Source organism: Gracilibacillus alcaliphilus (genome assembly GCF_016909015.1).
Taxonomy (GTDB): Bacteria; Bacillota; Bacilli; order Bacillales; family Amphibacillaceae; genus Gracilibacillus; species Gracilibacillus alcaliphilus.
In genome coordinates this window covers 1-14,406 of sequence record NZ_JAFBFA010000018.1, presented here as the reverse complement: position 1 = coordinate 14,406, position 14,406 = coordinate 1, and the positions used below count along the sequence as shown (strand labels likewise).

14 protein-coding genes are annotated in these 14,406 nt (G+C 39.9%); 3 read left to right on the top strand and 11 right to left on the bottom strand.

Annotated features, from left to right (window positions below):
* The first annotated feature begins 286 nt into the window (after nucleotides 1–286).
* Entirely contained in the window at nucleotides 287–1,942 is a 1,656-nt protein-coding gene (locus JOD18_RS13445; protein ID WP_204669561.1) for an alpha-L-fucosidase, read from the top strand.
* Nucleotides 1,943–2,140: 198 nt separating this feature from the next.
* Here the strand turns inward: JOD18_RS13445 and JOD18_RS13440 are convergent, their stop codons facing one another.
* From JOD18_RS13440 to JOD18_RS13430, 3 genes are read right to left on the bottom strand one after another with little or no spacing between them, the layout of a single operon-like run.
* The gene (locus tag JOD18_RS13440) at nucleotides 2,141–2,755 is read right to left on the bottom strand and encodes a DUF2306 domain-containing protein (protein ID WP_204669560.1); all 615 of its coding nucleotides are present in this window, start codon (nucleotides 2,753–2,755) and stop codon (nucleotides 2,141–2,143) included.
* Between the two features lie 27 nt (nucleotides 2,756–2,782).
* Nucleotides 2,783–3,214: a hypothetical protein gene (locus JOD18_RS13435; RefSeq protein ID WP_204669559.1), complete on the bottom strand. Its 432-nt coding sequence runs from the start codon at nucleotides 3,212–3,214 to the stop codon at nucleotides 2,783–2,785.
* Nucleotides 3,215–3,219: 5 nt separating this feature from the next.
* Nucleotides 3,220–4,239: a DJ-1/PfpI family protein gene (locus JOD18_RS13430; RefSeq protein WP_204669558.1), complete on the bottom strand. Its 1,020-nt coding sequence runs from the start codon at nucleotides 4,237–4,239 to the stop codon at nucleotides 3,220–3,222.
* A 210-nt stretch (nucleotides 4,240–4,449) separates the two neighbouring features.
* On the opposite strand from JOD18_RS13430, the gene JOD18_RS13425 reads away from it, so the two are divergent.
* Both JOD18_RS13425 and JOD18_RS13420 read left to right on the top strand, forming a co-directional pair.
* Nucleotides 4,450–5,160, top strand: a complete 711-nt coding sequence (locus JOD18_RS13425) for a response regulator (RefSeq protein WP_204669557.1) — start codon at nucleotides 4,450–4,452, stop codon at nucleotides 5,158–5,160.
* Nucleotides 5,138–6,208, top strand: a complete 1,071-nt coding sequence (locus JOD18_RS13420; protein WP_204669556.1) for a sensor histidine kinase — start codon at nucleotides 5,138–5,140, stop codon at nucleotides 6,206–6,208. The genes JOD18_RS13425 and JOD18_RS13420 overlap by 23 nt, the downstream gene beginning before the upstream one ends.
* Before the next feature lie 217 nt (nucleotides 6,209–6,425).
* Here the strand turns inward: JOD18_RS13420 and JOD18_RS13415 are convergent, their stop codons facing one another.
* The 8 genes from JOD18_RS13415 to JOD18_RS13380 form a co-directional block, all read right to left on the bottom strand.
* Complete coding sequence (locus tag JOD18_RS13415) at nucleotides 6,426–6,653, bottom strand: sensor histidine kinase (RefSeq protein WP_204669555.1); 228 nt, start codon at nucleotides 6,651–6,653, stop codon at nucleotides 6,426–6,428.
* Between the two features lie 191 nt (nucleotides 6,654–6,844).
* A complete protein-coding gene (locus JOD18_RS24620) occupies nucleotides 6,845–7,723 on the bottom strand; it encodes a peptidoglycan-binding protein (RefSeq protein WP_204669554.1) in 879 nt (292 codons plus the stop codon).
* Complete coding sequence (locus tag JOD18_RS13405; protein WP_204669553.1) at nucleotides 7,720–8,226, bottom strand: sigma-70 family RNA polymerase sigma factor; 507 nt, start codon at nucleotides 8,224–8,226, stop codon at nucleotides 7,720–7,722. The genes JOD18_RS24620 and JOD18_RS13405 overlap by 4 nt, the downstream gene beginning before the upstream one ends.
* A 765-nt stretch (nucleotides 8,227–8,991) precedes the next feature.
* A complete protein-coding gene (locus JOD18_RS13400; RefSeq protein WP_204669552.1) occupies nucleotides 8,992–10,812 on the bottom strand; it encodes a glycoside hydrolase family 2 protein in 1,821 nt (606 codons plus the stop codon).
* Nucleotides 10,813–10,874: 62 nt separating this feature from the next.
* Nucleotides 10,875–11,294 carry a hypothetical protein gene (locus JOD18_RS13395; protein WP_204669551.1) on the bottom strand — a complete coding sequence of 140 codons (420 nt, stop codon included), beginning with the start codon at nucleotides 11,292–11,294 and terminating at the stop codon, nucleotides 10,875–10,877.
* Between the two features lie 6 nt (nucleotides 11,295–11,300).
* The gene (locus tag JOD18_RS13390; protein WP_338029542.1) at nucleotides 11,301–12,143 is read right to left on the bottom strand and encodes a carbohydrate ABC transporter permease; all 843 of its coding nucleotides are present in this window, start codon (nucleotides 12,141–12,143) and stop codon (nucleotides 11,301–11,303) included.
* 41 nt (nucleotides 12,144–12,184) lie between these two features.
* Nucleotides 12,185–13,117, bottom strand: coding sequence for a carbohydrate ABC transporter permease (locus tag JOD18_RS13385; RefSeq protein WP_204669550.1), 933 nt, complete (start codon nucleotides 13,115–13,117; stop codon nucleotides 12,185–12,187).
* A 4-nt stretch (nucleotides 13,118–13,121) separates the two neighbouring features.
* Nucleotides 13,122–14,406, bottom strand: a 1,285-nt coding sequence (locus JOD18_RS13380) for an extracellular solute-binding protein (RefSeq protein ID WP_204669549.1), incomplete at its 5' end; no start/stop codon positions are given.

Genomic DNA, 14,406 nt, shown 5'->3' with positions numbered 1-14,406 from the left:
GATTCGACATCAAGATAAAATTCATAGCGAAATTACACCGTAAAAAAGGGGTTTTTTAACAAAAGAATAATTTCCTTGAACAATTTGATATACTGATATAGGTCATTTTGGTTGTTAATTCAATAATTGTTACCGGTAATAATTATTGAATCAGTCGTGTATTGGTAGTAAGTGAAACGAAATAAGTACTCCAGAAAAATTCATCGCCATGTGCATTAGAAAATGTTATGCTTGTTGTGGATTGGTTGATATCATTACAGTGAAATAGATTACAAGAGAAAAGGTGATGGATTTGACAAAAACAAATAAGCTTAAAGGTATTGGTGGAGAAATCGAGCTGAATACAGGGGAAGCGCTCGCATCATGGCAGCGTCTGCAATTTGGTATGTTTATTCATTGGGGGCTTTATTCTGCATTTGGAGGCGAACGAAATGGACAGCCTGTAAAAATTGGCTACAGTGAACAAATTCAAATGTGGGATAGAATTCCCGAAACAGAGTATTTGGAAGCGGCCAAACAATTTGCAGCAGAGGCATTCGATCCAAAGGCGATCTGCCAATTGGCAAAAGATACGGGTATGAATTACATAGTGATTACAAGTAAACATCATGATGGCTTTGCTATGTTTGATACCGATACCACAGATTATAATATTGTAAAACAGACGCCATATGGCAAAGACCCGCTTAAGTTACTAGCGGAAGAATGCCATAAACAAGGCCTGAAATTCGGTGTTTATTTTTCCCTTGTGGATTGGCACCAGGGGCATGCATTTGATGACAACAATAATAATCAGATTCCAGTATCGATGGAGCCCCTGATTGAACAGCAATTACGTGAATTAATGACCAATTACGGACCGATTGCAGAAGTATGGTTTGATATGTCTAGTCCGACGTTAGAACAAAGTATTAAATTTTCTAGTATTGTTCACGAACTTCAACCAGGAGCCGCTGTTAATAGCAGGATTTGGAATAACAAAGGTGATTTTCGGACCTTGGCAGATAACCAAGTTCCATTAAATACCTTGGACGCTCCATGGCAAACACCAGCATCGATCTACCATGAAACATGGGGTTATCGTAAATGGCAAGAGCGTAATGACTTTTCTGGGAAAGTGCGTGATTTAGTTATCGGATTAACTAGTGTCCGTGCTCGCGGGGGCAATTATTTATTAAATATTGGTCCACGAGGCGATGGATCTGTGGTATCGTTCGAACAAGATGTCCTAATGAAAATAGGTGAATGGTTGAACCGGCATCCGGAAGCCATTTTAGGAGCTTCAGCCACCAAATTTGGCGGACAGTCTTGGGGAGAAGTAACCCTGAATGGGGATGATTTATATCTTCATGTGATTAATAAACCAAAGGATGGAATGGTAAGACTGCCCGGACTGGCAACAGATGTTATACAAGTAGTAGAAGATGGCTCTACTAATCCCTTGAAATGGAGCTTGGAAAATAATCAGCTTGTGGTAAAGTGTCCAGATCAGCCGATTGATGATATCCAAACCGTTATCAAGGTCAAATTGGCAGAGGAATTACGAATAATTCCGGAAAAAACGGTTGAGGCAGGCAAAGATGGTGGATGGAGCATTGATTTAGCGGACATTTACACAGGATATGGTTTTGCCGATCGTGGAAATTACAATACACTCAGAGAAACAACCATACGTAAAACGGCATATATTGTGACAGAAGAAGCTGGACGTGTAGTAGTGGATGTACAAGGCAGCGTATTAAATGACGAAGTGAAATATCAGATTGAACTTGGCAGTGAGGTTAAAATGGTTACAGGTAAGCAACTGGTAGAAAACGAAATTGGATCATTTTCTGTGAATGCAAATGAGGTTGTCTCTTTAACCATCACATTGGCAGACTCAAATTATAACGAGGAGCCATTGGAGCTGGATTTAACAGGTATTAATTTAAAGTATATTTAATGATTATGTAACTTTGGTACACGGAAGCAATCATATGGTAAGCGATAAATAGCAAATTATATAAAGAAATCCCCGATACGTATTCTCGAAATAAGTACCGGGGATTTCTCATATATGCTGTTCCTGATTACAGCATGTTTTAGCAGCGCATTTATATGTTCAGTTTACATAGCAAATAGGTTTTCATTTAAAAGCACTCTAAACAAACATTCTTTTCCTAATCATGAACTCTGCCGCTATTAAAGTAAGCATCCAACTCAACCAAACAGCTATGATATAGGAATGCTCATAAGCAACCTTCATTAGATGATGTGAAATAGCCGTTATGATATAAATAGCTATATTGGCAAAGGACAGAAAGAAACTTCGAGTAATCCATTGACTATGCAGCTTAACGTTGCGTCTTCTAATATAGTAAAACCCAAGCAGAGTTGTCACCAGCCATAATGAATTTAATATCAGAAACCCAATTGTACTAAGTAATCCACCCGTTGCAAAAAAAGAAACATAAATTCCGGGTATGAAATTTAAAACAATCGACAACATATATAATCTGCCATTCCAGCGGTGAAAAGTTTTTGATTTGCTGCGAATGGCCTTGATGATCCCTAGGGGACCGGTAATAAGAGAAATCAGCGCAAGTACGATATGGTTTCGAATCAGGGAAATCCATAAGTTTTTATCGGTCAGTATTTGATCCTTTCTAGCAATAAAGCTCTCGAATGAAGGATCTGTTATAAAATTCTTTGAAAATGTGTGAAGAATCCACAGTATTGAAATAACTAAAATCACGATACCTATATTTCGTTTCATTTACTTGCCATCCCCCGATCCTATTTATTAAAACAAACTGCGATTGGTCATGATAAAGATAGCGATTAATATCGCAAAGAAGGTCATCCAACCATATCGTGTTAGCTGCCGTCTGTTTTTGGATAACTCTTTTGCCGAATCCGCAGTAAACATAATCTGTTTGATCTGTTTATGCACCATTCCAATTAGGGCACCGATCAGAATAAGGATCAAGATGGAAATTCCTACCCATAAGAGAGAAGGGTAAGAGGTATATCCAATAGTCATCCAGATTCCAGAAATCATTAACAGAACGAGCGCATAATGTCCCGCTCGAGTAAAGCTTAAAATGGTCTTAAGGCTGATGATTAATTCTTTACTTTCCAGAGAAAATAATCTATTCATCGCTAACGGGAAGGCAAGAAAACAGCCCAAAAATAAAGCACTGACCACATGAATAAATACAAGATAGAAATACACTCTGATCACTCCGTTCCATTTGGTGAAATTCGCTGGCCAACTAATTTGGAGGCGGGCAACATGCCAGCTTTTGCTTCACCAATCATCTTGTTTCCATCTACAGAAACGGAGAATGTTAGATGGAGCCGCATCGGTTTAGTTATTTTCATGCCCCATTTTAATTGATTTCCTTCTAATACGGGATTGTCCAAAGTAACCGTCTCCGCTCCTTGCTGTGCTGTTCCTGATATCTGTCCATCTTTCTCTCTTAAATTGAATAATACAGAGAGTTTTTCGATTGGAGTGGAAATGGCGGTATCCCATTTTCCATGAAAACTACTGCCTCTGTCAGGTTTGGTGAGGGTATTATCATCTGTTGCTTCTTCTTGTTTTACTTGGGGCGGCTCTTTTGGTATATTTCCTGCTGCTTTCCAAACTGTTCCTCTGCGTTCATATTCAAACAACTGCTCGACCGCATGTGCGATACGGGGTCCTAATTCCCGTTCGACTAGGTACAGAGCAACATCAAGCCCTGAAGTAACACCGCCTCCAGTAACAATATCCCCATCATCTACAACTCGGGCAGGAATAGGAATAGCTTTTGTAGCGCTTAACAGCCCCATTCCCATGTGATGGGTAACCGCGTGCCGGTCTTCTAAGAGATCGCACATTGCTAAAAGGAGGGAACCGCCACAAACGGTGGAAAGCAATATATCTGATTTCTTCATAGCTGCGCTTAGTAAATAACTTAGATCTGTTGCTGCTGCTTGTTGTAATCTAACGGGTATGGATTCAGGTCCATCATCATGAACAGAACCAGCTGCTCCTGGCACTAGAATGATTCCTTTACTGCTTAAGTCAAGTTTCCCATTCGCTTGAATCGGTAACTGATTGACGCCGCTTGTCACTAATCGTTCTCCTTCTGCAGAAACAAGTTTAACGGTAATGTCCTTATTTGAGTACATCGCTGCAGCAGTAAACACTTCATAAGGTGCGATAGCATCTAATAAATCAAAGCCATCAAACAACACGATTTGGATATGCATGCCTATTACCTCCATTTTCGGTAGTTAAGTGTGAAAAGATTGTTCCACCGTGCCAGCATAATCTTTATATGTCTCAAAAAAAGCTATAAAACAATCACAAAATCATCACAATCGATCTTAAAGCTTTATCTTTATCGAAAAAATGGTAAACTAAAGTCAAATTTTAATGATGGTTGTAGCGTGAATTACCTGAAGAAAGGCGGAATTTATGTGCGGAAAGAAGCTACGGTTCTAGTTGTAGATGATGATCAAAGCATTGTAGAATTATTAAGGGATTTCTTAGAGAACGACAATTTTCAGGTAGTAACGGCAGATAATGCTGCACAAGCACTGGCTGTCTTGAAACAAGAGCTGATTGATTGTATGATCCTCGACATCATGATGCCTGGACAGAATGGTTTTGAGTTATGCCGGCAGATTCGAAGTGAGAGCAGCATACCGATCCTTTTCTTGAGTGCATTAAGTGAGGATGTAGACAAAATTCGCGGCTTGGCACTTGGAGGAGATGATTATATTGTCAAAACCGCTTCACCAGGTGAGATTGTTGCAAGGGTGAAGGCTGTCTTGAGACGGTCCAGTTCTCAGCAGGAATTAAAGAGGAAGGTCCTGGATTATGGCCGTCTCTCATTGGATTTGTCAACAAGAGAAGTATTTGTAGATGGCCGGCACATCTTCCTTACGCCGAAAGAATATGATTTGCTGCAATTTTTCGCCTCCCATCCCAAATTTGTTTTTACATATGATCAATTACTAGAAAAGTTTTGGCAGGGCATTGGTGATAAACATACGGTTCGGGTTCATCTAAGCCGGTTGAGAGAGAAATTGGAAGCAGACCCTAATCATCCGCAATTTATCATTAACGTATGGGGTGTTGGCTATCGTTTTGAAGGAGAATCAAATGAAAACCATTCGTATTCGTAAATTTACCCTGCTTAGTTTATTAATTATCCTTACTTTGCCATGGGTGTTTTATGTGGCAGGACACTTTCTGGAAACAAGGTCACTTGATCTTAGCATGGCGACCGGTTCAAAAATGACGCAAATAGTATCGGGAATGATAGGCTTATTAACAGCCTTTGTTATAGTTGCTCATATCATGAGACGATATATTCTGATTCCTCTTGAGAAGATGAGCTTGAGTGCACGTCAGATTGCAGCAGGTGATTTGGATACGGAAATACCATCATCCAAGATTTCAGAAATTGCTGAAGTCCATGACGGATTTCATGTGATGGTAGATAGCCTCAGAAAGTCTTTTCAGAAACAGGCTGAATTGGAAGAGGAGCGTCGTTTTGTCATCACTGCAGTCGCACATGATTTGCGGACACCGTTATTTGCCTTACGAGGTTACTTAGACGGTTTAGAGCAAGGTATTGCAGATTCGCCTGAAAAACAGGCAAAGTATTTGGCAGTTTGTAAGGAGAAATCAGCACAGTTGAATCGCCTCGTAGAAGAACTCTTCACGTTTGCGAAGACAGAGTATCAAGCAATCGAGCGGAACGAAGATGTGATAGACCTGAACCTTGTATTCAACAAAGCCATGGACAGCTTAAGTCCGCAGGCTCAGCAAAAGGGTATCTCTATCATGTTGGAAAATCCAGCAAGTGATTGTACTGTCACGGGTGATCTCTATCTATTAGAGCGAGCCATTAGTAATTTAATCGATAATGCAGTAAGACATACACCCCGTAATGGTAAGATTTTGATCAACTTTCATAGAGAGGGCCGTAAAGTAAGCTTTACTATACAAGACACAGGAGCAGGTTTTTCTGCAGCAGATTTACAACGAATATTTGAACCACTTTATCGCGGGGAAGCATCGAGAAATCGCTCAACCGGAGGAGCAGGGTTAGGCTTAACTATTTCGCAGCGAATTATGAGACAGCATGGTGGAGAACTAATAGCAGAAAACCATCCAGAAGGCGGAGCTGTCATAAAAGGTTGGGTTCCTGTGAATAGCCATTCTTAGTGCTATAGAGAGCAGATATTTCCTATCTTTAGAAGATCTCGTTGAACAAAAATTGATTAAATCCCCTTTTGGTTATTGTACTTCCTTCCCAGCTGAAACAATCCTTCAGGTGACCTTTGCTGAAGTGTGTTGTGATTTATCACCTGTATAAATCAATCCATATATCGAGTGTTTTCACAGTGTGATCAAATAAGAGAAGCAGGTAATGGGGGCTCATCTATCCTACAGCCTGCTCCCCATCATCATTTTCCCAAGGAATACTTAATGAAATAGTTGTCCTTTCTTTATATTTGCTATCTATCTTCATTCTGTAGCGGTTTCCATAGGCCAGCTGGATTCTTTGATGAGTATTAAGCAGCCCCAGTCCGCTGCCAACTTCCAAATTTAGCGAATTGGTTTGGTTTTCGGTAAGCGATTGTTGAATTATTTTTAGATTTTCATCCAAGAATGGGAATGATGGCAGCGGACAATCTATTCGCAGCTTCAGAAGAAAGAGTTCCCCCTAATCTGGTGAATAAAGAGGTTTTGATGAAAAGTTTAGGGCAAATTCTCGGTGTACATCTTCTAGATATAAAAACTCCCCTTAGGCAAATTAGCCTTAAAGGGAGCTTATCATCTTAGAATTCTTTTACTTTTTTAACCTTGAAATAAGCTTCGAAAAGTCTGTTTTCCCGCTAGTCCATCTACACTTAAATGATGATCCTTCTGAAACGCACGCACTTGAGCAGTTGTCCTTTTGCCAAAGATACCGTCGATGCCTTGTGGGTCATAGCCTTTGGCATAGAGCAGTGCCTGCAATATCCAAGTAAGCTGTCCTTTTGCCCCTTGTCGAACGGTAACAGAAGCAGCTTGTGTTTTTGCTCCCCAGATACCATCCACTGCTAATCCAGCCTCGAATTGTTGGTTTAATTCGGTTTGATAGGCTTTCAGAAGAGCCTTGCTTGTCTCTGGACCAAATTGGTTATCTACCTTGATATGAAAGGCATAACGGTCATTTAGAGTTTGTTGGATCATTGCTATTACATCATTTTTCCCTGTGCCAGCTGGTTTAGGTTTATGCGAAAAGAAAGGTCTCTTACCGGCTTGGAGCTGAGCCAGTGTCAGCCCACCAGTCATTTGCAGATGGGGGTAATCTTTAAATCCTTTCCAATCTCCGCCCCATTCAAAGCCTAATCCTTTTGCAATGCTAGCCACACGACGCCAATCCTTCGACACTTCCCAGACTGCCTTCTTGCCGTCTCGGCTGACAAGTACATAATCTATTGCTAAACCGTAATTATGGTAGGACTGCCCTGCACGTGCATGGGTAACAATATTACCTGGTGTTGTTCGTCCTTGATCATATAGGGCTTGTTGGCGGCTGTTATTGCGGTAACCTTCCGTTATCTGTGCAAAAATTCCTTCTGCATAGGCACGGCGAATAACTTCAAGGCCTGCTTGTTTGACGGCTGGCTCTATGTCTGTCCCCATATTTCGGTTGGATCGCTCCAGCAGTGTGTCTAATGAAACAGTCATGACAATGCACCTCCGTCACTCCATTGTGTCTGCACCAGTTGTTGAAGTTTCGGCCGGGCATGTTTACCCCAGTTCTTTACGGCATTCTCTGTAACTTGGTGCTGGGCAGCAATCTCTTTGACGGACTGGTCGCGACAGATATAGCCGATAAACCACCACCATTGTTTGGGGGATAAGGTGCGTTGTATAGCTTGAAAAAAGACGGGATCAAAAACATGTTCATCTTCTGTGATTAAGTCATCGATCGATGCTTGTTCCTGCAGGCGCTGTATTTGTTCTCGTTCCCTGTTTTCCTTTTTCATTTTGTTTATAAAACGTCGAGAGATACAGCTGTAGGCATAGGTTGAGAATTTCGATTTGGCTGGATCATGTGACTTCAAAGCATGCCAGAGGGCAATCAGTCCTTCTTGATAAAATTCTCCTTCCTGATCACGGATTTGGTATTTGTGAATCAGATGATAAATCATTCGTTCATGTTCTGCAAGTGTTTGTTCATACTGCATATGCTTGGCTCCTGAGAGATAAGCGCTTATCGTTTATTCCGCGGTGAGTTAAGCATAGAATAATGGACAACAGCGTGCATGTGGATGTATTTGGGGAGATAAGTGTAAAAACTGGATTTCGTGCTGAGGTTTTGGGATTTTGCTGAAGGAAAAGTGCAGAAAATACTGAATTTGTGGGAATATCGTGAAGTTTTAGTTTATTTACTGGGAAGTTCGTGTGAAATATTCAGAACTTATTATTATGGATCGTTTAACATTTGCTGTCGATTAATCCAATAAAAAACCCTAGAAAATTTCTCTAGGGTTTCACTTATTTCTCGCCTTCAACAAAATCCCAGCATCGTTCTAGGCGTTTTACGTTTCTTCGGGTTGATCACAAATTTCCCCAAGCAGTGATTTCTTCATTTCCTGCACTACTTGTATTTCCGACAGATTTAATGATAATTTTTCCGTTACAGAGTAGTTGATTACCGGCTTTGGTGTATCAGTCACACCAAGTAAATAATCGGTAGATGTTTTGAGAATATGACGCCTCGCTTTTGTTCGCAGGACGTTAAAAGAAAGGGAGGAGACGGCAGAATGGCTAGGTGGTAAAATGGACCGTTCTCAGGCTGCCAGTATAGTTGTAGAAATAAATAGGCCAAAGAGATATGCGACAGTAAAAGATTTTTTTCAAGCTTGGCACAGGGCAATAGAAGGATAAATGCATGCTAACAAAAAGGAGACGATAACAGGTCTCCTTTTTGATCCTTTTTACAGGTGCTTTTATTCACTAGCAGAAAATTGCCGTTTGTCGATCGTGTCAGGGTGCCATTGATCGTTAATCATTTTTACCTTTTCCGGATCGCATTTATATTGACGATCATAGGTTAATAAGCCATTTTGTTCTTGTTCCACATCAGTAAATTGAGTGTAACAGAATCCCATAATAGCATTGGATTGATAGATTGCTTGGATCACACGTTGATAATCCTCTAAAAACTCCGTTTCATCCTTTGCGGAAGTATAACCCCATCCCTTGCTGTTACCTTTACTAAAACCAATGCCACCGAATTCTGTCAGCATAATAGGTTCCCCTTGATGTGTAAAGCTATTGCAATAAATGCGCCGTCTATTTGGTTCGGAGGCGAGAATATCCTCTTTTGTTGAAAGTGATGCTGCAAAATGCTGATATTTCTCCACTTCCTCTTTATTGCCGTGTACATAGCTATGGATACCGCAAATATCTGTTTCTGTCATTTCCCATCCATCATTGGATATGACCAACCTAGTGGGATCTAAAGAATGGATCAAATGATAGATAGCTTGAGAGAAATGCTGCTGTGTTCTATTCACACTAATTTCGGGAACTCCCCAACTTTCATTGATGGGTGTCCATACAATGATAGAGGGATGATTGTAATCACGTTCGACGATTTCCAGCCATTCTTTTGTTACATATTCCACTGTTTTATTCGAATACACGGAAGGAGAGGCACATTCACCCCACACAATAAATCCCAATTTATCAGCCCAGTATAGAAAACGAGGGTCTTCTACCTTTTGATGCTTCCGACATCCGTTAAAGCCTAACTCTTTTGCTTTTAAAATATCATTGATATAATCCTCATCTGTTGGAGCTGTCAACAATCCTGACGGCCAATACCCCTGGTCAAGGACAAGTTTCTGATAGTATGGCCGGTTATTAAGGTAGACCATGCCATTTTCGGCATGTACTTTCCTCATGCCGAAATAAGATTGCACCGCGTCCAGCTGCTTCTGCTTATCAGATAATGTAAAAGAGACATCAAATAGATTCGGTGTTTCCGGTTTCCAAGTCCAGCCGGTCCCGTGGAATTCACTCCGATCTATTTCATTATGGAATAAATAGAATTTCCTTTTCAGCATATCTTCTTTCACAACAATGATATCATTCACAATGTTTTGGCCCTGATAGGATATATCTACTTGTAACTGTTTGTCTATACAGCCATTGGATAAGTCAAATTCCATCGCAATTTCGCCGCTATCCAATAGAGGAGTCATTTTCACTTGCTTGATATAATTATCTGCCACCGGCTCCAGCCAAACAGTCTGCCAAATACCGGTTGTTCGTGTATACCATATTGCTTGAGGGTCTTCCTTCCAGTACTGTTTACCGCGTGGTATGGTTTCATCTGTTGATGGATCTTCCACTCTAACGGTTAGGTACTCTGTTTCTCCCCAAGAAAGATGGTTAGTGATATCAAAGGAGAAAGATGTATTCCCACCAATGTGTTCTCCGATAAACATCTCATTAACGTATACTTTTGTATGAAAGTCTACAGCACCAAAATGCAGAATAATCGATTTCCCTTGCCATTCTTTCGGAATTTGGATATCCCGTTTATACCAAACGATATCGTGAAAACCTGTTTCTCCAATCCCGCTTAATTCGGATTGAAAAGCAAAAGGTACATTTATTTTTCGCGATAGAGAATGGTTCTTAGTATACCACTTGTCTGTTTCTCCTTGATTCCGGTCATCAAAATCAAATTCCCACTCTCCATTCAAATTTAACCATTGTTCCCGCATAAATTGCGGCCTAGGGTATTCATTTCTCTTCATTGGTGTTCCCCCTCTATTGTGCGTTTTTATTCGTTTTATCTAGTGCAGACTCTTGTTTCATATTATTGATATTGGTTTTTTGCTACTTTAAACGCCATGTTTTTAACAATGAAAATAATGACTGTAGCAAAATAAAAGACAAATCCAATCACATCGACTGTTAAATATGAAATGAGAGCCCAAATAGACAGCCAAACGATGAGTTTGACAGGGATCTTCTCTTGTTTAAGCCTGGTAGATAAAAAGAAATTCATTGCTCCGACCAAAATGAATACCAGTCCATACCCAATCACAAATAAATAGATACTTTGAAAATAGTAACGATCGGTAAATAAACTGCTGGGATTAGCAGCGACCGGCTCAATTAACACATTCTGTTGTAGCCAGGAGCTGTAATAGAATAGTGTAATGGCGCCTGTTATGATATTCCAGATAGAGCCCAATCGAAGTAAAACGCTTTCTAATTTATGTTTCTTTTTCATATTCTATCATCCTTTAATTCCAGAAGATAATGATAAGGATTCAATAAAGTATTTTTGGGCAAATAAGAACATGACAAATGTTGGGATGAGAGCCAAAGAAGCAGAGGCCATCAATTGTCCCATAAACAGATAATCACCGTATATTCCCTTTAATAATTCCAAACCAGCTGTAATTGGCATAGCCTCTACATCATTGAAGACAATGGTCGGCCACAGAAAGTCATTCCATGAACCAGTAAAAGTAAATAAGGCGACAACAATTAAGATTGGTTTAATTAAAGGCAGGATAATCCGAGAATAGATGTAAAAATCGCTAGCACCGTCCATTTTGGCAGATTCATCATATTCTTTAGGGATACCCAGCATAAACTGCCTCACAAGGAATATATGTGCGACCCCACCTAATCCTGGGACCACACAAGACCACATGGTATTGACCCATCCAAACGTATCCACAATTTTATAAGTAGGAATAATATTTACAACGCTTGGAAACATGGAAGCACATAATAAAGTCCAAAACAGCAAGTTTCTCCCTTTAAATTGGAGACGTGTATACCCATAGGCTGCTAAAGACACGATCACTACGACTAATATAGTATGTGTAACAGATATAAGCATAGAATTGATAAACCACCTAATGATAGGCGCATTTGTGGTGTTTTCCAGTACATCTATATACTGATTTAATGTCCAATTGACAGGCAGTAACTGAAAGCCCACTCCTTTAATTTCTGTTTCCGATTTGAAAGATGTGAAAACACCAAATAGTAGCGGGACAACCCATATCAAGGTCATAAATACAAGAAAAATATAGGAAATAGTTTTAGACATACTTACTTTTTTCACTAGATTTCCTCCTTTGCAATCGCATATCCTTCACTATGCTGTTATTTGGTATCATCTTTACTTAATACAACAAATTGGAAAATAGAGACAATAACCATGATTATTCCTAGCAGCATAGCCATTGCGGAGGCGACACCGGCTACTGATTGTCCGCTTCCAAAGGCAAGGTTTCGGATATACATCATAGCTACTGTTGTTGATTCCGTAGGCCCGCCATTTGTCAGCATAACGGGCTGTCCATAGATATTGAAACTAGCAAGTGTTGTCATAACAAGCGTATAGAGAATCGGAAATTTAATCGACGGAATAGTAATATAAAAGAATTTTTTGATGGATCCAGCCCCGTCTATATCTGCTGCTTCAAACATGTCTTTGGAAATACTGCTGAGTGCCGCTCGATAAATGACCAAATTTCCGCCAATTCCCCACCATACAGAAACAACAAGAATTAACAGCCATGCGTGCGGCTGGGAAGTAAACCAGTTCGCATCAGAGCCGAGAATATTATTAATAGGTCCAAGCCGTTTATTAAACACAAGCAGCCAAATTAGTGCTACCGCGGAAATAGAAAATAACCCCGGAATGTAAAAGATAGATTGAAACAGGCTAGCCGCTTTAACTTTTGTATTAAGTGCTAATGCTATAATTAGCGGAATAATGATTAATAGCGGGACACTTATTACTACGAAAATAAGTGTATTTTTAACCCCATTAAAAAATTGGCTATGAAACGTGGAACTTTGATTGAACAATACTTCCTTATAATTAGCTAATCCTACCCACTCCGGCTGTCCGACTAAATCCCATCTGGTAAAGGAAACATAGATTCCATAAATCAGCGGCAGAATACCAAAGATCAAGAATAGAATTAAATGCGGCCCGATATACACCAAATGGCTGAGACTCTTTTTCTTTTTGGATGGAGCCAGCCCTGTTGTTTTATCTGGTTCATGTTTTTCTGCTATTCCCTCCATGCCCTTAGTTTCCTTCCTTTAATTTGTCATCAACTGTTTGTTGTGCTTTTACTAACCCTTCATCAATATCGATTCGTCCATAAATAATATCTCTTGCAACAGAGCCAATTGCTTCACTGGTATTACCATAATTCACAAAATCAAAGATAACCATGGATTCTTTTTGTTTATCATTTTCCATAAGAAAAGACTGCGGCATATCTTGATATTCAGCACTTTCATATACATCGGAGCTTGCTGCATTTTGCCCGGATTCTGCCCATGACATGGATTTTTCCCGTACGAATTCTAAAAATTGGCCGATTTCTTGCTCCATTTCTTCCTTCCGTTCTTTCTTCAACGTGGCAAATTGGTGTGAAGAGCTCCAATTGATAATGTTATCAGGTGAATATGCTGGTGTGTTGGTAACTCCCCAATTCAAATCATCCATGTCCTTCAAACCGCCTGCATACCAAGTGCCATCTTGTAAAAAGACAGATTCACCAGATTGGAATAATTGACTGGCATCGTCTCCATCTTCTTGCGCTGCACCAGATTCAACAAACCCTCTTAATGTTTCTAAAGATTTTTTCATTTCCGGTGTATTGATGGTAGGAATGTCCCCATCATGAATAGCTCCACCATTTTGTACCATCAAGCTCAAGGCAGTCCATGTTTCCACATTGATAGGATAGGTAATCTTATTATCCGCCTTTGCTTTTTCGGTGATTTCATTGATTTCATCAATGGTGATTACTTCGTCATCAAGTGCATTAGGTGCATATTGATCTAATAAATCTTTATTATAGTAAAGAACAGAAGAGTGGATATCTAATGGAACAGAGTATCTTTCCCCGTCAATATCCCCCGCTTCCCATGTTTGTGGCAAATAGGCAGTTTCATTAATGTTTGATTGATCTTTCAGTACATTTTCCATGGGATTCAATAAACCTTGTTCTACAAATAATGGAACCCGCTCTGCATGAATAACAGCTAAGTCTGGTACATCTTTATCCTTGTCAGAGTTGGTTACGGTATAGATCTTTGTATACATATCAGGAACAACAATATTCTTTATTGTATACTCATGTCCATCGATCGCATTATATTCTTCGACCATTTCATTAAAATAATCCCCATCAGCACCGGTGAAGGGATTCCATAGAATCACTTCTTTTTTTCCGAAACTGCATCCAGTTAGTAACGCTGGAATAACCAATAGAAAGCATTCCTGTAATGAAGAAATATGAGGGGAAATGAGCGTAGAATCAATTTTACAGAAAAGAATCCCCCTTGGTAGTATAGAGAGT

Coding starts and splice junctions, on each gene's coding strand:
- JOD18_RS13420 (WP_204669556.1), top strand. CDS start 5,138: ATGAAAACCATTCGTATTCGTAAATTTACCCTGCTTAGTTTATTAATT.
- JOD18_RS13385 (WP_204669550.1), bottom strand. CDS start 13,117: ATGGAGGGAATAGCAGAAAAACATGAACCAGATAAAACAACAGGGCTG.
- JOD18_RS13430 (WP_204669558.1), bottom strand. CDS start 4,239: ATGCATATCCAAATCGTGTTGTTTGATGGCTTTGATTTATTAGATGCT.
- JOD18_RS24620 (WP_204669554.1), bottom strand. CDS start 7,723: ATGACTGTTTCATTAGACACACTGCTGGAGCGATCCAACCGAAATATG.
- JOD18_RS13395 (WP_204669551.1), bottom strand. CDS start 11,294: ATGAAAAAGAAACATAAATTAGAAAGCGTTTTACTTCGATTGGGCTCT.
- JOD18_RS13445 (WP_204669561.1), top strand. CDS start 287: ATGGATTTGACAAAAACAAATAAGCTTAAAGGTATTGGTGGAGAAATC.
- JOD18_RS13400 (WP_204669552.1), bottom strand. CDS start 10,812: ATGAAGAGAAATGAATACCCTAGGCCGCAATTTATGCGGGAACAATGG.
- JOD18_RS13405 (WP_204669553.1), bottom strand. CDS start 8,226: ATGCAGTATGAACAAACACTTGCAGAACATGAACGAATGATTTATCAT.
- JOD18_RS13440 (WP_204669560.1), bottom strand. CDS start 2,755: ATGAAACGAAATATAGGTATCGTGATTTTAGTTATTTCAATACTGTGG.